The organism is Streptomyces violaceoruber, assembly GCF_033406955.1.
In the GTDB taxonomy this organism is placed as follows: domain Bacteria; phylum Actinomycetota; class Actinomycetes; order Streptomycetales; family Streptomycetaceae; genus Streptomyces; species Streptomyces violaceoruber.
In genome coordinates this window covers 549,155-568,456 of the sequence record NZ_CP137734.1, presented here as the reverse complement: position 1 = coordinate 568,456, position 19,302 = coordinate 549,155, and the positions used below count along the sequence as shown (strand labels likewise).

Here is a 19,302-nt window from a genome sequence, read left to right as displayed (position 1 = left end):
AACCGCCGTCTTCGCGTCGTCCGGTGCTCACGCCCCGGCGGGCACCCGGTCCAGGAAGCCGAACACCGACCGGATGCGGTCCTCGCCGTCCAGGGTGATCACGTCGAACCCGGCCACCGGCGCCAGGCCCTCCTCGGCGTCGCTCACCAGCTCCCAGGAGAAGCGCGCCGTGTCGTGGTGCCCGTCGACCGGGCCCGCCAGCCGGAAGGAGAAACCGGGGAACTGCTCGTGCGCCGCCACGATCACGGCGGCGATCCGCTCGTGGCCGCGCACGTCGGCCAGGGGGTCGGTGTAGCCGCCGTCCTCCGTCCAGGCCGCGGCGACCGCCTTGGCCACCGCGTCCGGACCCGCGTTCCAGGCCTCGAAGTAGCGGGCGACGGCGTCCTCGTAACGGCGGGTGGGTGCGGACATGGCGATCAGCCTCCAATGAGGTGGGCGTGCTGGTCAGGAGCCGGGTCCCGGTCCCGGTGACCCGGTACGACCACCCTGCCCGCGCCCGCCGCCACCGTCGATTACCCCCGGGGTCATGGCAGGCGGCGCGGAGGCGGCGCGGCATTTCGGCCAACCGGCGCCGCGAATATGCCAGGAGACTGGCCGGAAATTCATGGTGACAGTGGTTCAGTAGTGAACATACTCACCACTAGGGCCTTTCACACCATGCGACAGCGCCCTCACGCACAGCACACGAGCCGCACGGACGTCATGCCGGACCGGCAGGCGGGCTGAGTGACGGGGGAGGGTAGCAGTGCACGACGAGTTCCTGTGCCATGTCACCGCCTACGGTGTCTGTGACGGTCGGCGCATCGGCGTCCCCCTGGGCACCTACCGGGCCCCCACCCTCGCGCTGGCCCTGTGGTGGCTGCGCGACCGGGCGATGTGGATCGCCGAGCGGCTGGATCCGCAGCCCGACACCCCCCACTTACCGCGCGGCGCCCTGACTCCCGTCGCCGACGACGCGCCCGACGTGCCGCTCAGGCTGCGCGCCTGGTGCGCCGACGACGTACAGCAGGAGCTGGTCGCCGACGAACTCGCCGCGGGGAATCTGGTACGCCTCGCGACCAGTGACGAGACCACCGAGTACGAACTGATGGCCGAGTCCGTGGACGCGCTGCGGATGCAGCGGGCCGCGCCGCCCCTGGTCGTCCCCGTCGCCTGAACCCCGGCCCCCCGGCCGGCACCCGTCAGTGCCGGACCCGACGGGACCGCCCGCCCGCCCACCGGGCGAGCAACGCGCCCAGGAACCCGGCGACCAGCCCCCACAGCAGCGCGAGACCCACCGCACCCCACAGACGCGGCCGCAGGAACACCTGCCCGGCCAGCCCGCCGCCCAGGTCGCCGATGCCGAGCACCGACAGCCCGTAGTGGGCGGAGACCCGGCCGACCATGCCGATCATGAGGACAGTGAGCGCCAGGGCGACGGCCAGGCGCACGGCGTGCAGCCAGGCGGGGAGCCGGGCCGAAGAGCGGGACGCCATGAGGAAACCGGCCGACAGGACCAGGACGGCCGCGGCGACCAGGAGCCACCACATCCGCCCGTCGCGCTCGGCGAGCGTGCCCACGTTCACGGTCGAGACGTCCGGCGTGCGCAGCACCTCGTCGAGCACCCGGGGCATCGGGAGCCCGAACGGCCCCTCCACCCGCCCGTTCCAGGTGGCCCCGAGGCCGATCGTGAGCGCGGGCCAGGCCAGGTTCGGCAGCCCGAGCAGCAGCACGGCGAAGGTGTCCGCCGGACGGTCCCGCGTCGCGGCCACGACCAGCGCGACGACGACGCCCACGACCACGTACGCCAGCAGCAGCGCGACCATCGCGTATGCGGCCGGCCGCACCGACGTCCGCAGCCCCGGCAGCCGCCCGGGCAGCGGCGCCCGGTGCGAGACCAGCAGGGCGAGGACGAGCACCCCCGCCAGCCACAGCAGTCCGAAGAGGACGGTCAGCGGCAGGTCCGTGGTGAAACCGACGGTCGGGCGCACGCCGAACAGGTCGCCGAGGTCGCTCAGCAGACCCTCACCGAGGGAGACCTCGAACGTCTGCCGCGCCGCGAACCCCGCCCCGAGGAGGGCGAGCAGCCACAGGACGGCGATCCGCCCCGCCCAGCCGGCCAGTTCCCGCGCGCCGACGACGGCCCGGTGGCGCAGCGGCCGCAGGAAGCCCCGGGCGATCACCAGCGCGCCGGTCAGGGTGACGGACAGCGGCATCACGGTCAGACCCGCGTCGGTGGCCGCCAGCTCACCCGCGTCGCCGGACATCTCCACCGCACCGCCCACGGAGGTGACGAACGTCGCCACGACGACCCGGGGGAAGGCGCGGTCGGGCAGGTCCGCGGCACCGGCGGCCCACAGCCCGAGCGCCGCCACGCCCCCCATGCCGACCAGCCCGGCCAGCACCGTACCCAGGGCCTGCGCCCAGCCGTGCCGGGCGACCGCCCGGCCGGGAGACCCGGAAGGCCCGGGAGATCCGGGAGGAGGCCCGGGGGGCAGGGGAGGTACTGCGGGGGTTCGCGGACTCACGCTGCCACGCTAAGCAGCCCCCGCCGGGCACGCCCGCCGACAGAGCCGTACGCGTCGGACGGCGGCTTCGGCCCCGGCCCCGGCCACGGACCGGCCGGGGTTCAGACCGCCCGCACGACCAGGGCGTAGTCGCCGAGACCCAGCAGACGGCCGGGCGGCAGCTCGCCGCGGGTGGTGAAGAGCGCGAGGAGGCGGGCGCTCAGGGTGTCGAACGCGACGTCCAGCACCGTGCCCCGCTCGGTTCCCGTCTCGGTGAGGATCCGGCGGCCCAGCAGCTCGTGGTCGTGGTGGGGCGGCACCGGTTCGAGGGCGGCGGACCGTACCCGCACCGCGCCCGGTCCGACGGTGTGCACGGCGTCCCAGGGCAGCGCGGTCTCCCTCCGGAACCGGCCGCCGCGCCACCGGACATGGCTGACGGTGCCGGAGACGACGTCGACGTCCAGGGACGTGACGGTGCCGAGCGGCGCGGTGCCCTCCTGCGGTATCACCGGCAGCCCGCACACCTCCGTGAAGAGCATCACGGCAGCGACTCCTGCCACGGGCCGGGCACACCGCCGACCAGGGCGGCGAAGCCGGGCAGGTCGTCGGCGACGTGCCGGACCGCGCCGTCGGGAAGCACCAGGGCCCGGCCGCTGAAGGCGAGCGTCCGGCCGCGCGGCACGTACACCCGGCGCCGGTGCCGGGTGGGACCCGGCACGAACCGCCGGCTCGCCGCCACCCGGAAGCCGACCACCCGGCCGCCGGTGCCGCCCTCCACCACGACGTCGAGCACCGTGCCGATCTCCGTCCCCGCCTCGGTCAGCACCCTCGCCCCCCGCAACCGGGCCCGGAGGTTCTGCTGGTGCGCCGTCATCGCCGCCGCGTTCACCAGGCCCCGCCGGTCCCGGATCATCACCGCGTCATGGCCCAGCGCGTACACGGCCGACCACGGCAGGCCCTCCTTGAGCGGGCCGGACAGCAGGCCCCGTCCCGTCAGGGTGAAACCGGTGATCCGCTCCGCGGCGGCATCGCATACGGTGTCCTTGACGTGGGCGACCGCATCGCCGCCGAGGGTGACCACCGGCCGGGTGGTGAGGCTTCGCGCGGCCATCAGTTCGTCCATCGCACACCCTTCCCCCGTCCAGATCGCACACCCTTCTCGACACCACGGGTTCCCCGGACCACTGTGACGATGCCCGCACTGCGAAGAGACGTGGACTGCGACGCGCGACTCGGGGTACGAGGACAGGTGCAGCAGCGTCCGGCCAGTCCGGCTTCCGAGAGAGAAACGCATGACCGAGTACCTGGACGGGGCAGTGATACCGACTGGTTTCGACGTACCCGTTGAACCGCTGAGGCGGGCGGCACACTACTCCGGTGAGCCGGGATGCATAGCGCAGGCACGTTCCTTCGCCTCGCTCTTCCTCGACCAGCTGAGGACCGAGTGGTGCGCCACGATCGGCCCCCGCGCCGACGGGGCGGTGCTCCTCGTGGTGAGCGAGCTGGTCACCAACGCGGACCGGCACAGCAGGGGGCCGTACATCCTGGAGCTGGAGGGCACGGGCGCCTCGGTGGCGGTGACCGTGTACGACAGCAGCGGCGCGGTGCCGGAGCGCTTCCCCCGCGACCCCGAACGCATCGGGCAGCACGGCCTGGAGATCGTGCACGCCCTGGTGGAGACGGTCGTCGTCGAACGCGTGCCGGTCGGCAAACGGGTACGCGCGGTGGTGCCCCTCACCGAAGGCTGACGGGCACCACCGCGCGGCAGGGGCTCAGGCGCAGCCGAGTTCGCCCAGCATGCCCTCGCGCAGCCGGGTGATGATCCGCTTGATCAGCCGGGACACGTGCATCTGCGAGCAGCCGAGCCGTTCGCCGATCTCCGCCTGGGTGGCCTCCTCCACGAACCGCAGGTGGATGATCTGCCGGTCCCGCTCGCTCAGCTCGGCCATCAGCGGGGCCAGCGAATGGAAGTCCTCGACGAGCCGCAGCCCGTCCTCCTCCACACCGATGAAGTCGGCCAGCACCGACTCGCCGTTCTCGGGTCCGTCACCGGTCAGCGCGGCGTCCAGCGAGGAGGAGTTGTAGCCGTTCGACGCGATCTGGCCCTCGATCACCTGGTCCTCGCCGATGTTCATCAGCGTGGCGAGTTCGGCGACCGTGGGCTCGCGGTCCAGGCGGGTGGAGAGCTCCTCGCGGGCCCTGGCCAGCTCCACGCGCAGCTCCTGGAGCCGGCGCGGGACGTGCACCGCCCAGGTGGTGTCCCGGAAGAAGCGCTTGATCTCGCCGACGATGTAGGGCAGCGCGAAGGACGTGAACTCGACCTCGCGCGACAACTCGAAGCGGTCGATGGCCTTGATCAGGCCGATCATGCCGGTCTGGACGATGTCCTCCATGTCGTTGCCGCGACCGCGGAATCGGCCCGCGGCGAACCGCACGAGCGACATGTTCATCTCGATCAGCGTGTTGCGCGCGAACTGGTACTCGGCCGTGCCCTCCTCGAGTTCCGTCAGACGCCGGAAGAACTGGCGGGACAACTGGCGCGCGTCGCGCGGTGCCACGCTGCGGGGGTCCACGACGTCCCGCGCTGATCCCTCGCCCGTTCCGCTCCCGGCGGTCTTCCCGGCAACCTGCGCTTGCGGACGGACCACGGCGGTCTGCATTGCCTCTCCCACGAAAGTCACGGCTCTCCCTAGGTTTTTCGCGCTTGCGGGTACCCGGGTCGCGGCGGCTCATGCCTCCCATTTCCGAGCAGCCTAGTCCCGCCGACGGTCCGCGGCATCCGGGCCGCTTCGGCGAGCGCCGCGGATTCTCCTGAGGGCGGAACGCCGCACCCTTACGGGACGCGGCCGAAACCCTAGGCTGAGGAGGTGACCAGCCACGTGCCGAACGAAGCCCGCGTCATTCCGCTGCGCCCGCAGGCCACGCGTCCGCAGGCCGCGCGCCCGCAGGCCACGCGCCCGGGGGCGCGGCCCGCCGCCTCACCGGTTCCCCCGGAGCGAAGGCCGCCCGCCGCGCGAGAGCCCCTGTGGCGCGACCTGGTCGGAGACGTCCTGCGGCGTGAACGCCTGGAGCAGGAGCGCACGCTGAAGGAGGTCGCCGAGGCCGCCCGGATCTCCATGCCCTACCTCTCGGAGGTGGAGCGCGGCCGCAAGGAGGCGTCCTCCGAAGTACTGGCCGCCGCCGCGGGCGCCCTCGGACTGGGCCTGGGCGACCTGCTCGCCCGCGCGCAGGGCGAGCTGATCCGGCACACCGGCCCGGGGGCGGGCCGCGGGGCGTCCGGCGCGCGGTTCGACGGGATGTGCCTGGCCGCCTGAGGACGCGTACGGGCCGGCGCCCCCGCACCGCGGGGACGCCGGCCTGGCAGCTCAGACCCTCGTCAGGCGCCGCGCGAGCACCTCGTCGGCCAGCCCGTAGGCCACCGCCTCCTGGGCGGTGAACACCTTGTCGCGGTCCATGTCCGCGCGCAGCGTCGCGACGTCGTGGTGCGTGTGGCGGGCCAGCACCTCCTCCACCTGGGAGCGGATGCGCACCATCTCCTTGGCCTGGAGTGCCAGGTCGGACACCGTGCCCTGGCGGCCGCCGCTGGCCGGCTGCCCCAGCAGGACCCGCGCGTGTTCGAGCACGAACCGCCGCCCGGGGTCCCCGCCCGCCAGCAGCACGGCCGCCGTGGACGCCGCCTGCCCGACACAGAACGTCGAGATCGGCGCCTGCACGAAGGTCATCGTGTCGTAGATCGCCATCAGCGACGTGAACGAGCCGCCGGGAGAGTTGATGTAGACGGCGATCTCGCTCTCGGGGGCCGACGACTCCAGGTGCAGGAGCTGTGCGATCACGACGTTGGCCACGCCGTCGTCGATCTCGGTCCCCAGGAAGATGATCCGCTCGGACAGCAGCCGGCTGAACACGTCGTAGGACCGTTCGCCCTGCGGGGTCCGCTCGACGACGTTCGGAATCGTGTAGCTCCCCATGTCACAGTCCCATCCGTCGCCTGGTGGCGGCCGGGCGCACGTCCGCGAGGGACTGCACGACCTGGTCCACCATTCCGTACTCCCTGGCCTCCTCGGCCGTGAACCAGCGGTCGCGGTCGCCGTCCCGGGAGATGGTCTCGGGGCTCTGACCGGTGTGCTCGGCGGTGATCCGCTCGATGGTCCGCTTGGTGAAATCCAGGTTGTCCGCCTGGATCTCGATGTCGGCGGTGGTGCCGCCGATGCCCGCCGAGGGCTGGTGCATCATGATCCGCGCGTTCGGCAGCGCGTAGCGCTTGCCCGCGGTGCCGACGCTCAGCAGGAACTGCCCCATGCTGGCGGCGAAGCCCATGGCGAGCGTCGAGACGTCGTTGGGGATCAGCCGCATGGTGTCGTAGATGGCGAGCCCCGCGTGCACGGAGCCGCCGGGGCTGTTGACGTACAGGCTGATGTCGGTGCGCGGGTCCTGTGCGGACAGGATCAGCAGCTGCGCGCAGACCCGGTTCGCGGAGACCTCGTCGACCTGCGTGCCGAGGAGCACGATCCGCTGGTCGAGTAGCTGCTCGGCGAGCCGGTCGTCGAACCGGGTCGCGGGGGTGTCGCCCTCCTCGGCCCTGGGCGTTCGGGCCGGGGCGGGGCCGGCGGTGAATGGAGACATCGGCGCTCCTTGTCGAGTCGTGGCCGGTCGTGGCCGGTCGTGCGGAGGTGGTGCGGGGTGTGCGGCCGAACGGCGCCGCGGTTTTTCCACTCTCGGCCCGCCGGGGCCCGGACAGGGGACTTCTCTGCCCGCGGCAGATTCGCCACCGGCAGAGCGATGAGTTCCGCGGTCCGCGCCGGTCGACAGTGGTGACCGTGTTCCGCTCCCTGGAGGTACTCATGAGCACCGACGGATTCACCACCTGCCTGTGGTTCGACGGCGACGCCGAGGACGCCGCCCACTTCTACGTCTCCGTCTTCAAGAACTCCGGCATCGGCGCCGTCACCCGCTACCCCGAGGGAGCTCCGCAGCCCGCCGGCTCGGTGCTCACCGTCGAGTTCACCGCCAACGGCCAGAAGTTCGTGGGCCTCAACGGCGGCCCGCAGTTCACGTTCAACGAGGCGATCTCCTTCCAGATCACCTGCGAGGACCAGGACGAGGTCGACCACTACTGGACCAGGCTCACCGAGGGCGGCGGCGAGGACGGGCCCTGCGGCTGGCTCAAGGACCGGTTCGGCGTGTCCTGGCAGGTCGTCCCGCGCCGGCTCGAGGAGATGTTCCGCGACCCCGACCCCGCCAGGGTGGCGCGGGCCAACAAGGCCATGATGTCGATGCGCAAGCTCGACATCGCCGCACTGGAGCAGGCGTACGCCGGGGAGTGACGCGCCGCCGGCGCGCAGGGCGGGGACGTGACGGCCGGCGTGAGGAACCGGACCGGACCGGACCGGACCGGACCGGGCCCGGGTCATCCCGTTCCCCCCCCGCAGTCCGAACCACTTGTCCGTACAGGAGGCGGCAGTCATGGCCGTGCAACCCCAAGGGGCCCCTTGCTGGGCCGACGCGATGTTCACCGACGTCGAGGGAGCCAAGAGCTTCTACGGCGACGTCCTCGGCTGGACCTTCGGCGAGTCGTCGACGGAGTTCGGCAACTACACCCAGTGCTACGCGGACGGCAAGGCGGTGGCCGCCGTGGTCCCGCCCCCGCCCGGTCACGAGGACCAGTCCCAGTGGTGCCTCTACTTCGCCTCCCCGGACGCGGCGGCGACCGCGGGGCGGATCCGCGAGGCCGGCGGCGAGCTGCTGCTGGAGCCGATGAAGGTCGGCGACTTCGGCACCATGTGTCTGGCCCGCGACCCGAGCGGGGTGGTCTTCGGAGTCTGGCAGGGCGACGAGCACGAGGGCTTCGAGGCGACGGCCGTCCCCGGCGCGTACTGCTGGGCCGAGGTCTTCACCCGCGAGCCCGCGAAGTCGGACGCCTTCTTCCCCGCGGTCTTCTCCTACCGGGCCCGGCAGATGCAGGACGACCAGGTGGACTTCCGCCTCTTCGACCTCGGCGACGACCCCGTCCTGGGCCGCATGGCCATGACGGAGGACTTCCCGCCCGAGGTCCCGCCCCACATCAACGTCTACTTCACCGTCGGCGACTGCGACGCGGCCGTGGCCCGCGCCACCGAGCGGGGCGGCATCCTGCGGTTCGGCCCGGTCACGACCCCCTTCGGCCGGTTCGCGGCGCTGAGCGACCCGCAGGGCGCGAGCTTCTCGGTGATCGACATCACGACCACCGAGGGGGAGATGCCCGAGGTCACGGACGTCTCCTGAGCCCTGTCCGGACACCCCGCCGGGCCATGGCATGATCGAGCGCATGCGTGAACGTGCAGTGGCCGCGTGCGACGGGGCTTCGAAGGGAAACCCGGGTCCGGCCGGCTGGGCCTGGGTGGTCGCCGACGCGTCGGAGAACCCGGTCCGCTGGGAGGCCGGCCCGCTGGGCAAGGCCACCAACAACATCGCCGAACTGACGGCGCTGGAGCGCCTGCTGGCGTCGACCGACCCCGACGTGCCGCTCGAGGTCCGGATGGACTCGCAGTACGCCATGAAGGCCGTCACCACCTGGCTGCCCGGCTGGAAGCGCAACGGCTGGAAGACGGCCGCCGGCAAGCCGGTCGCCAACCAGGAGCTGGTCGTGCGCATCGACGAGCTGCTCGACGGCCGCTCCGTCGAGTTCCGCTACGTACCCGCCCACCAGGTGGACGGCGACCGGCTCAACGACTTCGCCGACCGTGCCGCCAGCCAGGCGGCCGTCGTCCAGGAAGCCGCGGGCAGCGCCCTCGGCTCGCCCGAGCCACCGCCCGCGCCGGACGTCCCGGCGGCCCGCAGGGCACCGCGCCGGGGGTCGTCCGGTGCGGCACGAAAGGGCGGCGGCGGCTCCTCGGCCCGCACCATCAAGGCGAAGTTCCCCGGACGCTGCCTGTGCGGCCGCCCGTACGCGGCCGGCGAGCCCATCGCCAAGAACGACCAGGGCTGGGGCCACCCGGAGTGCCGCACGGTGGCCGCCGGATGACCCCGACGACCCCCACGGCCGTGTAGCCCCCGTCTGCGCCCCCCGCCTTGTTACTCTGCGGTCCCGAATGACCGTAATGACCGTGATGAGTGCATACCAGGGGTGTGTGTGAAGGTCGCCTGCGTCGGCGGTGGGCCCGCCGGACTGTATCTGTCGATCCTGCTGAAGCGGCAGGACCCGGCCCACGACGTCACCGTGTACGAACGCGATCCGGAGGGCTCCACCTACGGCTGGGGCGTCACCTACTGGCGCGGACTGCTCGACCGGCTCCGCGAGCGTGACCCCGGCTCCGCGCGCGCCGTCGAGGAGCACTCCGTGCGCTGGCGGGACGGTGTCGCCCACGTCGGCGGCCTGGCCACCCGGCACCACGGCGACGAGGGCTTCGGCATCGGCCGTCACCGGCTCCTCGCGATCCTCGCCGCCCGCGCCCGCGAACTGGGCGTGCGCCTGGAGTTCGAGCACCCGGTCACCGGCGCGAACCCGCCCGCCGCCGACCTCGTGGTGGCGGCCGACGGGGCGGGCAGCGCCCTGCGCACCCACCACGCCGACCACTTCGGCACCGAGATCACCGGCGGCCGCGACCACTACGTGTGGCTCGGCACCACCAAGGTCTTCGACGCCTTCACCTTCGCCTTCGTCGAGACCGACCACGGCTGGATCTGGGCGTACGGCTACGGCTTCGGCCCCGAGGGCAGCACCTGCGTCGTCGAGTGCGCGCCCGGGACCTGGACCGGCCTCGGCCTGGACCGCGCCGACGAGGCCGAGGCACTGGTCCTGCTGGAGAAGCTCTTCGCCGACGTCCTGGACGGGCACCCGCTCAGCGCGCGCTCCTCCGGCCGGGCCAGTGCCGCCTGGCCCGTGTTCCGCACCCTCACCAACCGCACCTGGTCGCGGGACAACCTCGTCCTGCTCGGCGACGCCGCCCACACCACGCACTACTCCATCGGCGCCGGCACCACGCTCGCCCTGGAGGACGCCATGGCCCTGGCCACCGCCCTGCGTGAGCGGGACACCCTCCCGGACGCCCTCGCCCACTACGAACGCGAACGCCGGGCGGCCCTGCTGCCGGTGCAGAGCGCGGCCCGGCTCAGCGCCCAGTGGTACGAGAACCTGCCCCGCTACATCCACCTGCCGCCGGAACAGATGTTCGCCCTGCTCGGCCAGCGCCACTCGCCGCTGCTGCCGCACCTGCCGCCCCGGCTGTACTACCGGATCGACCGGGCGGCCGGCCGGCTGGAGACCCTGCGCCGGGTCAAGCGCCGGCTGGGGCCCGTGATCGCGCGCACCGTCCAGGCGCGCAGACTCGCCGCCGGCGACGGACGGGCCCGCTCCGGGCGTCCCGACGCGGTGCCCGCGCACCGCGGATGACAGACTGACGCCATGGACGAGCGCACTTTCGGCAGGTCGGATCAGCACGCGTCGGTCATCGGCCTCGGCACCTGGCAACTGGGCGCCGACTGGGGAGACGTCGACGACAACGAAGCCCTCGCGGTGCTGGAGGCGGCGGCCGAGTCGGGGGTGACCTTCTTCGACACGGCCGACGTCTACGGCGACGGCCGCAGCGAGCAGACCATCGCGACCTTCCTGGCGAGCAGGCCCGACCTGCACGTCCTGGTCGCCACCAAGATGGGCCGCCGGGTCGACCAGATCCCGCAGAACTACGTCCTGGACAACTTCCGGGAGTGGAACGACCGTTCCCGCCGCAACCTCGGCGTCGACCGCCTCGACCTGGTGCAGCTGCACTGCCCGCCGACGCCCGTCTACTCCAGCGACGAGGTGTTCGACGCCCTGGACACCCTCGTCGAGGAGGAGCGCGTCGCCGCGTACGGCGTGAGCGTCGAGACGTGCGAGGAGGCGCTCACCGCGATCGCCCGGCCGAACGTGGCCAGCGTCCAGATCATCCTCAACCCGTTCCGCATGAAGCCCCTGCGCGAGGTCCTGCCCGCCGCCCGCGAGGCCGGCGTCGGCATCATCGCCCGGGTGCCGCTGGCGTCCGGCCTGCTGACCGGCAAGTACACCAAGGACACCGTCTTCGCGGCCAACGACCACCGCACCTTCAACCGGCACGGCGAGGCCTTCGACCAGGGCGAGACCTTCTCCGGCGTCGACTTCGCCACCGGGGTGGAGGCCGCCGCCGAGTTCGCGGCGCTCGCGCCCGAGGGGTACACCCCGGCCCAGCTGGCGCTGCGCTGGATCGTCCAGCAGCCCGGCGTGACGAGCGTGATCCCGGGCGCCCGTTCGCCCGAGCAGGCCCGCGCCAACACGGACGCCGCCCGGCTGCCGGAGCTGTCCGAGGACACCCTGGCCGCGATCCGCGACCTATACGACCGGCGCGTCAAGGACCAGGTCGAGGGCCGCTGGTAGGCGGACGACGGGTGAGCGGTCCCGGCCTCACGGCACCAGGAGCAACTGCCGCTCCCGCTCCTGGTCGCCCGAGGCCGCTCCCTCGTTCCGGGCGGTGAAGGCGCGGGACAGCGTCTCGCTCGCCGCCTCCACGGCCTGCGGCGTGCCCTGGACGGTGACCGTCACCGGTGCGGACAGCGCGCCGCCCGGCGCGGGCGCCGAGGACGCGTCCGGGGTGTGCCGGGCGTCCGCGGCGTCGAAGGTCGCGGTGTGCACCGTCGCCCCCTCGTCCGCGGGCCGGCCGTCGGGAGCGCCGAAGACGCCCTCCAGTGCGCGGACGATCGCCCGCGCGTCGTCGATGCCGCCGCCGTCGAGTGTCACGGTGAGCCGAGTGTCGGACATCCTTAGCCTTCCTTGCCGCGCCTGGGTCGTTCCCGGCCCGTGTAACCGCCCCCCGATCACCCAAACCGGGCGTCACCGCCCCGGCCCGGCGCCTGAGTGGGGGGATCCCGGGAACAGGGAAGAGGACGCAGGCGACGGTCACCGGGAGGACGACGTGAGGGACGCGGAAGCGGCTGAGGGCTCGGGCCGGCGCAGGGGCCGCAACGAGACCGAGGAGGAGCGGGCCGACCGGATGTGGACCGAGCTGATCCAGGAGGTCCGCGTCGCGCAGATGGGCGTGCAGATCCTTTTCGGCTTCCTGCTCACGGTCGTCTTCCAGCCGAAGTACGACACCCTCTCGGACACCGATCAGATGATCTACCTGATCACGGTGGTCCTCGGCGCCGTGACGACCGGCGCCCTGATCGGCCCGGTGTCCCTGCACCGGCTCGTCTCCGGACGCCGGGTGAAACCCCAGGCGGTGCGGTGGGCGTCCCGGCTGACCGTGCTCGGTCTCGTGCTGCTGCTCGCCACGACGGCCTGCTCGCTCCTGCTGATCCTGCGGGTCGCGACCCACGACGGCTTCGTGCCCTACCTCGTCACCGGCGTGGTGCTCTGGTACCTGCTGTGCTGGTTCGGGATCCCGCTGTGGACCCGGCACCGTCACACGGCACGCTGAGGCGCCCGGACCCCAGGGCAGGGTGTCCGAGCCCCCGCCCACTGGGCGCGGGGCCCGGCCGACCCGGGGCCCGGCCGGCCCGGGCGGTTCAGCCCTCGGCGGTCAGTTCGGCGAGGAAGTCGTCGACGCGTACCTCTTCCCGCCCCGGCCGGACCACCGCGTGGGTCTCGCGCAGGAAGGCCTCGACGGCCGCGGCCCACACGAACACCACCGCGCGGTGGCGCTCCCCGTCGGCCCGGCCGTCGCCCAGCAGCTCGATGCGCAGCTCGTCCCACATGCCGCGCGACTCCGGCCGCAGCCGCACGTCGCCCACGCCCACCGGCCGGGTGAGCCCCTCGGCGACCATCTCCCGGTCCAGCGTCCAGCGGGCGAGCACCCGGCCGTCGTGGCTGAAGACCACCGTGAGGGCGAAGGGGTCCGCCGCGTTGTACGCGAGGTGCGCGAGCACCGGGAACCGGTCGGCGGTGCCGCCCGCCTGGAGCTGCACGACCAGGGTCTTGTGCACGACGGTGTTCACGGGGGCCTCCAGCAGGACGGACGTAGAGCCCTCTAGTACCCCGCCCACCGGCAAGATGCTCAGTCGTCCGGGTGATTCGCCCGTCCCCGGGTTTCAGTCGCGCCCGAACGCCTCCCGCAGGGCGGGCAGCAAGGTCTTCTCCGACCAGTCCAGGAAGGCGGGTTGCGACTCACCGCCGATCTGCACCAGGGCGACCTCGGTGAACCCGGCGTCGACGTAGGGGCGTACGGCCGCCACGAAGGCGTCCGGGTCGTCGCCGCAGGGGATGGACTCGGCGACGTCGTCCGGCGTCACGAACTGGGTGGCCGCCTCGAAGGCGTCCGGGTGCGGCAGTTCGGAGTTGACCTTCCAGCCGCTGCCGAACCAGCGGAACTGGGCGTGGGCCCGCTTGATCGCCGTGTCCCGGTCGGGGTCGTAGGAGACGGGAAGCTGGCCCACTCGGGGCTTGCCCCCGCCGCCGTGCCGGTCGAAGGCCTCCAGCAGTTCCGGCTTCGGCTCGGTGGCGATCACCAGGTCGGCGAACTCGCCCGCCAGCTCGCAGGAACGCTCGCCGGAGACGGCGATGCCGATGGGGGGCGCGCTCTCGGGCAGGTCCCACAGCCGGGCCGACTCCACGTCGAAGTGGGTGCCGCGACGGTTCACATGCCCGCCACCGAACAGCGCGCGGATGATCTCCACGGCCTCCCGGAGCATCTCGTGCCGCACGTCGACGGACGGCCAGCCGCCGCCCACCACGTGTTCGTTGAGGTTCTCGCCCGAGCCGAGACCCAGCCGGAACCGGCCCTGCGACAGCAGTTGCAGCGTCGCCGCCTTCTGCGCCACCACCGCCGGGTGGTAGCGGAACGTCGGACAGGTCACGTACGTCATCAGCGGGATGCGCGAGGTCGCCTGCGCCGCGGCGCCCAGCACGCTCCAGGCGTAGGACGAGTGGCCCTGCGCACGCAGCCAGGGGAAGTAGTGGTCCGAGGTCACCGAGAAGTCGAAACCCACCTCCTCGGCCCGCACCAGATGGCCGACGAGTTCCCGCGGGCCGGCCTGCTCGGTCATCATCGTGTACCCGATGTGTGCCATGACGGCCGGGTCCCCGCCCGGCTCGAGGGAAAACAGGTGTAAACGGGCGGAAGGGGTCAGGCCGCGCCGTCCCGGAAGGTGCCGAGGAACGCGGCGAGCGCCCGCTCGTTGGCGCTGTCGTCCCAGTCGCCGGCCGGCGTCGTCCAGCGCAGCGAGAAGCTGCGCCCGCCGCCGAGCAGGAAACCGCGGCCGAAGGTACGGAGCCGGGTGCCGTCGTCCCGGACCAGCCACTCCATGTCGGCCGCCGCGCGCCCCCGGTAGGTGGTCGCGCGGATCTCGCCGATCCGCCGGTAGCCGTCCGAGCGGGCGAGGCCCGGCTCGACGTCGTCGCGCCAGACCACCACCGGGTCCGCGCCCGCACGCCTGCTGTAGGTGACGGCGAGCGTCCGGCGGTCGCCGCTCGCGCCGAAGACCACCCGGTACGCGCCACCCGGCGCACTCGCGGTGTCCAGGCGCCGCCAGCCCTCGGGAAGGGCGACGGAGAAGCCCTCCGGCGCGTCGTAGCGGCGGAATCCGGCCGGAGCGCGGACGCCCGGCTTCGACGGCGAGGCGCTCGCGCTCGGCCGGCCGGCGGGGGAGGAGGGGGAGACGGGGGAGGCTGCGGCGGGCGCGGAGCCGGTGGGCGGGGCGGCGGACGCCGAGGGGCGCTGCCGGGCGCCCGCGGCGGCGCCGCCGCCCCTGCCGGGCAGCCCGTCGGTGACGGCGAGGACCGCGAGGACGGCGACCGCGACCGTCACGACGGCCAGCGCGGTCCCGGCGGCCACGGTCCGCCGCGACCGGGCGCGGCCCGCCGTCCGGGCGGCCGCGTATCCGCCGCGCACCCCGGGCCCGGTGGTCACCTCGGTCACGGCGGTGCCGGGGTCCTCGGCCAGCGCCCGGGCGAGGGCCGCGCGCACCACCGGCCGGGTCGGCCGCTCCCGGGAGTTCTTGCGCAGCAGTCCCGTCACGGCCTGGGCGAGCGGACCGGCGCGCACCGGGGTGCGCAGCGGCAGCCGGTCCACCCCCTTCAGCGTCGCCTCGGGCCGGCCACGGTCACGGAACGGCGGACGGCCCTCGACCATCGTGTAGAGGATCGCGCCCAGCGTCCACAGGTCGGCCGCGGGCCCGATCCGCTCGTCGCGGGCCTGCTCCGGCGAGGCGTACGCGGGGGCGGTCAGCCGCGGGGCGAGGGTGGCGCCGGCCAGTCCGAAGCCGGTGACGAGGACGGACCCCTCCTCGCGCACGAACACCTGCCCCGGGCTCAGCTCGCCGTGCGTCACCCCGTGGGTGTGCGCCGCCTCCAGCACCGCGAGCAGTTCCAGACCGACGCGCGCCGCCCGGGCCCAGCCGAACGCGCCCCGACGGTCGAGGAGGTCACCGAGCGGCACACCGGCGACCCACTCGGTGACCGTCCACAGCATGCCGTCCGCGACCACCGCGTCCAGCACCGGGGCGATCCGCCCGGGGCACAGCGACGCCATGGTCTCGCCGGTACGGATCACCCGGCCCGGGGCCCTGCGGGCGGCCTCGCCCGCCCGGCCCTCCGGCAGCTCGATCCGCGTCACCAGGCACGGGCGGCCGGTCGTGGCGTCCTCCCCGGACCAGCAGACCCGGTTGGTCTCGCGCTGGACGACCTCGAACAGGCGGTAGCGTCCGGCGACCAGCTCGTGTGTGGAGACGTGGTCCCTGCCCATGGCCATCCCTCGCTCGCACCGCCGGTTCTTCGCTCGACCAGAGGTACGTCGGGGGCACCGGGGTGCGTTCAGCGGCCGCGCGTCCCGGCCCCGTTTCTGACCCTTCTTCAAGAACCGGGGCTGTCCGGGGCAGGCCCCGGCCCGACGTCAGCGCAGGCCGAAACGGTCCGCCCACACCGCCATGTCGCCCACCGTGGCGTTGCCCCCGCACACCACGAGCCCGATGCGGGCTTCGTCCCCCACCCGCTCCACCACTCGCCGGGCCGCCGGGAGCAGACAGCCGGCGGCCGGCTCGGTCCACACCTTGGCGTGCTCGGCGAGCGCCAGCGAACCCCGCACCGCCTCCCGGTCCGGCACCACGAGCACCTCGGTGACCAGCTCCGCCACATGGTCGTACGTCAGCCGGGAGACGGACGGCGCGCTGAGCGTGGTGACGACCGACGACAGGGGCACCGTGAGCGGCCCGCCCGCCGCGAGCGCCCGCGACATGGCCTCGGCGCCCTCGGTCTCCACGCCCCAGACCCGTACCCCGGGCCGCAGTGCCCGCAGCGCCGCCGCCACGCCCGCGACGAGCCCCCCGCCCCCGATGCTGACCAGCACGTCGGTGAGGTCGGAGGCGTCCTCGGCGAACTCCAGTCCCACGGTGCCCTGCCCGGCGACCACCACGGGGTCGTCGAAGGGGTGGACCAGGGTCAGCCCCTCCTCCCGGAGCCGGGTGACCAGCGCGAAGGCACTGTCCATGCCGTCGGTGAGCCGCACCAGCGCGCCCGCCTCCTCGGCGATCTCCACGGAACGGGCCGGCGCCGTGTGCGGCATGACCACCGTGGCCTTCACGTCCAGGGCGGCGGCCATCACCGCCACCGCGATGCCGTGGTTGCCGCCGCTGACCGCGACGACGCCCGCGGCCCGCTCGGCCTCGGTCAGGGACAGCAGTTTCGCCGTGGCCCCGCGCGCCTTGAACGAACCAGTGCGCTGGAGCAGCTCCAGCTTCGCGGTGACCGGGACGCCGAGCAGCGCGGACAGGCCCGGGCTCGGCACGGTCGGCGTGCGTACGACATGTCCGGCGATCCGCTCGGCGGCGGCTTCGATCTCCGTGATCGCGATCAAGGCAGTCTTCCTTCCGGGGGAGGGCTCAGTGCTGCTGCGGCTTCTGCGGGGTGGCCTCGCTCGGCCGTACCACGACGAAGCCCTCGCCCTGGAGCACCAGTTGCACGGCCTCGCCGGAACCGCCGCGCAGCATCGAGCCGATCGACTGCGAACGGTGCAGGGAGGTTGCGAGCCCCGCGGACCAGCCGACGACCGCGTCCGTGTCGACGTGGACCGGGTACTGCTGCGAGACCGGGATGACCAGCGGATTGCCCTCGCACACCAGGCCCAGCCTGCCCTGTCCGGTGAAGACGCTGTTGAACAGTCCGCCCCCGGCGATGCCCGAGCCCTTGACGGTGGCGATGCGGTACGACAACGACGCGTCGAAGCACAGGACGTTGCGGCCGTTGACGGTGAACTCGTCACCCGGCTCCACCTCGACGACGAAACAGTTCTGGGCCTCGTTCGCGAACCAGGCCTCGCCCTGTCCGCGCACCGCCATCAGCGGCAGCCCCTCCCCGGTGACCGCGCGCTTGAGCATGCCGCCCACACCCTGGCCCTTGCGCTCGAACTGGAGATTGCCCCGGTAGGCGATCATCGCACCCTGCCGGGCGAGCATCTCGCCGTTCACGGCGTAACGGATGCACTTGGAGTTCTCGACGGTCATGCCCGGCGCCGTGGCGGGCTGCACCATGTGCTCGCTGGAAAAGAGGTCACCCTTCATGGGGTCATCCTTCAGCCACCGAGGAGTTGCGTCCAGTACGTGCCCGCCCGGCCGCCGCCGGCCAGACCGACGCCGATGTGGGTGAAGCCGGCCTCGAGGATGTTGGCGCGGTGTCCCGGGCTGTTCATCCAGCCCTCCACCACCTCGGCGGGGGAGCGCTGGCCGCAGGCGATGTTCTCACCGACCGAGCGCCGGTCCGCGCCCGCGGCGGCCGCCCGGTCCCACGGCTTGCCGCCGTCGGGGTCGGTGTGCGAGTAGAAGTCGCGGGTCACCATGTCCGCGCTGTGCGCCTGTGCCGCCGCGGTCAGCCGGGCGTCGACGGCCAGGGCGGGCAGCCCGGCCCCGGCCCGCTCCCGGTTGGTGAGCCCGACGACCTCCGCCGTCGTGCGGGCCAGGCCGTCCGGTGTGAGCGGCACGGCCCACAGCGCCGTCCAGTACGTGTCGCCCGAGGGCCCGCCGGTGACGCAGGCCCACCCGGCGTGCGTGAAGGCGGTGTCGTGCAGGGTGCGCCGGGTGCGCTCGGCGCGCAGGCAGTACGCGACGAACTCGGCGGGCGTGCGCGGGCCCGACACCAGGTGCTCACCGACCGTGAGGTACGCGAACCCGGCCGAGACGACGCGCTGGTGGACCGAGACGCCGTCCCGGGTCTCGATGCTCAGCGTGCCCGCGGCGGCCATGGCGGCGGCGTGCGCGCGGGCCGCCGAGCGGAGCCGGGGATCGGGCCGTACGGCGGGTGAACCAGCGGCGGCACGGGCGGAGTTGACCAGGCCGAGGAACCCGTCGGGGTCGGCGCCGGGCGTGAGTGGTTCCGGTGCCGTGGCCGGCTCCGGCGGCGCGTCGTCGGTCACCTCCACGCCGAAGTCCCGGGCGAGACCGGCGAGTCCGTCCGCGTACCCCTGACCCAGGGCGCGCACCTTCCAGCCCTCGCCGCGCCGGTAGAACTCCACGAGCAGCAGCACGGTCTCCCGCCCGGGGCGCGCGGGGGTGAACCGGGCGACGGTCCGGCCGCGGGCGTCGGTGACGAGGACCGTGGGGGAGGGGAGCGCGCCGAGCGGGGTGCCGGGGTCCGACGGACCGACCGCCACCGTCACGCGGGCGGCGCCCCGCCGCAGCCGCGCCGGATCGACGGTGAGCGTGTCGTCCCGCAGCATCGCGCCGGGTGCCTCCGGCTGGTTGTAGAAGACGAAGTCCGCGTCGCCGCCGACCTTGCCGCCCTCGTCCGTGACGAGCGCCGACACGTCGAAGCCGCCGGGCACCCGTACGCTCACGGGGCCGCCCGGCAGGGGGACGTTGCCCCCGGGGACCAAGTCGCTCATCGTGCCGTCCTGTGTCGTGGTGCGCG

At 73.4% G+C, this 19,302-nt stretch carries 23 protein-coding genes; 9 read left to right on the top strand and 14 right to left on the bottom strand.

Annotation, left to right across the window (positions count from 1 at the left end):
* Positions 1 to 27: 27 nt before the first annotated feature.
* The gene (locus R2E43_RS02775) at positions 28 to 411 is read right to left on the bottom strand and encodes a nuclear transport factor 2 family protein (protein ID WP_011031557.1); all 384 of its coding nucleotides are present in this window, start codon (positions 409 to 411) and stop codon (positions 28 to 30) included.
* 334 nt (positions 412 to 745) lie between these two features.
* Here R2E43_RS02775 and R2E43_RS02770 point away from each other — a divergent pair, with 334 nt between their 5' ends.
* Entirely contained in the window at positions 746 to 1,156 is a 411-nt protein-coding gene (locus R2E43_RS02770; RefSeq protein WP_003971870.1) for a hypothetical protein, read from the top strand.
* 25 nt (positions 1,157 to 1,181) lie between these two features.
* On the opposite strand, the gene R2E43_RS02765 is transcribed toward R2E43_RS02770, so the two are convergent.
* The 3 genes from R2E43_RS02765 to R2E43_RS02755 all read right to left on the bottom strand — a co-directional run bounded on the left by R2E43_RS02765 (position 1,182) and on the right by R2E43_RS02755 (position 3,609).
* Entirely contained in the window at positions 1,182 to 2,384 is a 1,203-nt protein-coding gene (locus R2E43_RS02765) for a streptophobe family protein (RefSeq protein ID WP_003971869.1), read from the bottom strand.
* 224 nt (positions 2,385 to 2,608) lie between these two features.
* Entirely contained in the window at positions 2,609 to 3,028 is a 420-nt protein-coding gene (locus tag R2E43_RS02760; protein ID WP_016328016.1) for a PRC-barrel domain-containing protein, read from the bottom strand.
* Positions 3,025 to 3,609 (bottom strand): PRC-barrel domain-containing protein, encoded by a 585-nt coding sequence (locus tag R2E43_RS02755; protein WP_003971867.1) that lies wholly within the window; start codon positions 3,607 to 3,609, stop codon positions 3,025 to 3,027. Before R2E43_RS02755 ends, R2E43_RS02760 begins: the two co-directional genes overlap by 4 nt.
* A gap of 169 nt (positions 3,610 to 3,778) precedes the next feature.
* Between R2E43_RS02755 and R2E43_RS02750 the strand changes: the two genes are divergently transcribed.
* Positions 3,779 to 4,234: an ATP-binding protein gene (locus tag R2E43_RS02750; RefSeq protein WP_003971866.1), complete on the top strand. Its 456-nt coding sequence runs from the start codon at positions 3,779 to 3,781 to the stop codon at positions 4,232 to 4,234.
* Between the two features lie 24 nt (positions 4,235 to 4,258).
* Here R2E43_RS02750 and R2E43_RS02745 read toward each other — a convergent pair whose 3' ends face one another.
* On the bottom strand, positions 4,259 to 5,146 hold the full coding sequence (locus R2E43_RS02745) for an RNA polymerase sigma factor SigF (RefSeq protein WP_003971865.1): 888 nt from the start codon (positions 5,144 to 5,146) through the stop codon (positions 4,259 to 4,261).
* A gap of 207 nt (positions 5,147 to 5,353) precedes the next feature.
* On the opposite strand from R2E43_RS02745, the gene R2E43_RS02740 reads away from it, so the two are divergent.
* Positions 5,354 to 5,800 carry a helix-turn-helix domain-containing protein gene (locus tag R2E43_RS02740; protein WP_038534195.1) on the top strand — a complete coding sequence of 149 codons (447 nt, stop codon included), beginning with the start codon at positions 5,354 to 5,356 and terminating at the stop codon, positions 5,798 to 5,800.
* A 51-nt stretch (positions 5,801 to 5,851) separates the two neighbouring features.
* Here the strand turns inward: R2E43_RS02740 and R2E43_RS02735 are convergent, their stop codons facing one another.
* Both R2E43_RS02735 and R2E43_RS02730 read right to left on the bottom strand, forming a co-directional pair.
* On the bottom strand, positions 5,852 to 6,454 hold the full coding sequence (locus R2E43_RS02735; RefSeq protein WP_003971863.1) for a ClpP family protease: 603 nt from the start codon (positions 6,452 to 6,454) through the stop codon (positions 5,852 to 5,854).
* A gap of 1 nt (position 6,455) precedes the next feature.
* Positions 6,456 to 7,109, bottom strand: a complete 654-nt coding sequence (locus R2E43_RS02730; RefSeq protein ID WP_003971862.1) for an ATP-dependent Clp protease proteolytic subunit — start codon at positions 7,107 to 7,109, stop codon at positions 6,456 to 6,458.
* 218 nt (positions 7,110 to 7,327) lie between these two features.
* Here R2E43_RS02730 and R2E43_RS02725 point away from each other — a divergent pair, with 218 nt between their 5' ends.
* The 5 genes from R2E43_RS02725 to R2E43_RS02705 all read left to right on the top strand — a co-directional run bounded on the left by R2E43_RS02725 (position 7,328) and on the right by R2E43_RS02705 (position 11,850).
* Positions 7,328 to 7,810 carry a VOC family protein gene (locus tag R2E43_RS02725; RefSeq protein WP_030866830.1) on the top strand — a complete coding sequence of 161 codons (483 nt, stop codon included), beginning with the start codon at positions 7,328 to 7,330 and terminating at the stop codon, positions 7,808 to 7,810.
* A 139-nt stretch (positions 7,811 to 7,949) separates the two neighbouring features.
* A complete protein-coding gene (locus R2E43_RS02720; RefSeq protein WP_319214971.1) occupies positions 7,950 to 8,747 on the top strand; it encodes a VOC family protein in 798 nt (265 codons plus the stop codon).
* A 31-nt stretch (positions 8,748 to 8,778) separates the two neighbouring features.
* Positions 8,779 to 9,486: a ribonuclease H family protein gene (locus R2E43_RS02715; protein ID WP_121715748.1), complete on the top strand. Its 708-nt coding sequence runs from the start codon at positions 8,779 to 8,781 to the stop codon at positions 9,484 to 9,486.
* Between the two features lie 108 nt (positions 9,487 to 9,594).
* Positions 9,595 to 10,854, top strand: coding sequence for an FAD-dependent monooxygenase (locus R2E43_RS02710; protein ID WP_408649108.1), 1,260 nt, complete (start codon positions 9,595 to 9,597; stop codon positions 10,852 to 10,854).
* Between the two features lie 12 nt (positions 10,855 to 10,866).
* A complete protein-coding gene (locus R2E43_RS02705; RefSeq protein WP_003971857.1) occupies positions 10,867 to 11,850 on the top strand; it encodes an aldo/keto reductase in 984 nt (327 codons plus the stop codon).
* A 27-nt stretch (positions 11,851 to 11,877) separates the two neighbouring features.
* Here the strand turns inward: R2E43_RS02705 and R2E43_RS02700 are convergent, their stop codons facing one another.
* Positions 11,878 to 12,231 (bottom strand): hypothetical protein, encoded by a 354-nt coding sequence (locus R2E43_RS02700; protein WP_003971856.1) that lies wholly within the window; start codon positions 12,229 to 12,231, stop codon positions 11,878 to 11,880.
* Positions 12,232 to 12,463: 232 nt separating this feature from the next.
* Here R2E43_RS02700 and R2E43_RS02695 point away from each other — a divergent pair, with 232 nt between their 5' ends.
* Positions 12,464 to 12,889: a DUF6328 family protein gene (locus R2E43_RS02695; protein ID WP_202494010.1), complete on the top strand. Its 426-nt coding sequence runs from the start codon at positions 12,464 to 12,466 to the stop codon at positions 12,887 to 12,889.
* An 88-nt stretch (positions 12,890 to 12,977) separates the two neighbouring features.
* Here the strand turns inward: R2E43_RS02695 and R2E43_RS02690 are convergent, their stop codons facing one another.
* The 6 genes from R2E43_RS02690 to R2E43_RS02665 all read right to left on the bottom strand — a co-directional run bounded on the left by R2E43_RS02690 (position 12,978) and on the right by R2E43_RS02665 (position 19,276).
* Positions 12,978 to 13,406 (bottom strand): SsgA family sporulation/cell division regulator, encoded by a 429-nt coding sequence (locus R2E43_RS02690; protein WP_332055865.1) that lies wholly within the window; start codon positions 13,404 to 13,406, stop codon positions 12,978 to 12,980.
* 93 nt (positions 13,407 to 13,499) lie between these two features.
* Positions 13,500 to 14,477, bottom strand: a complete 978-nt coding sequence (locus tag R2E43_RS02685) for an LLM class F420-dependent oxidoreductase (protein ID WP_003971853.1) — start codon at positions 14,475 to 14,477, stop codon at positions 13,500 to 13,502.
* A 56-nt stretch (positions 14,478 to 14,533) separates the two neighbouring features.
* Positions 14,534 to 16,156, bottom strand: coding sequence for a serine/threonine-protein kinase (locus tag R2E43_RS02680; RefSeq protein ID WP_191851001.1), 1,623 nt, complete (start codon positions 16,154 to 16,156; stop codon positions 14,534 to 14,536).
* Positions 16,157 to 16,297: 141 nt separating this feature from the next.
* Positions 16,298 to 17,257, bottom strand: coding sequence for a threonine/serine dehydratase (locus R2E43_RS02675; protein WP_003971850.1), 960 nt, complete (start codon positions 17,255 to 17,257; stop codon positions 16,298 to 16,300).
* Positions 17,258 to 17,282: 25 nt separating this feature from the next.
* Complete coding sequence (locus R2E43_RS02670; RefSeq protein ID WP_003971849.1) at positions 17,283 to 17,960, bottom strand: AIM24 family protein; 678 nt, start codon at positions 17,958 to 17,960, stop codon at positions 17,283 to 17,285.
* Positions 17,961 to 17,971: 11 nt separating this feature from the next.
* Positions 17,972 to 19,276, bottom strand: coding sequence for a CAP domain-containing protein (locus tag R2E43_RS02665; protein ID WP_003971848.1), 1,305 nt, complete (start codon positions 19,274 to 19,276; stop codon positions 17,972 to 17,974).
* Positions 19,277 to 19,302: the final 26 nt, after the last annotated feature.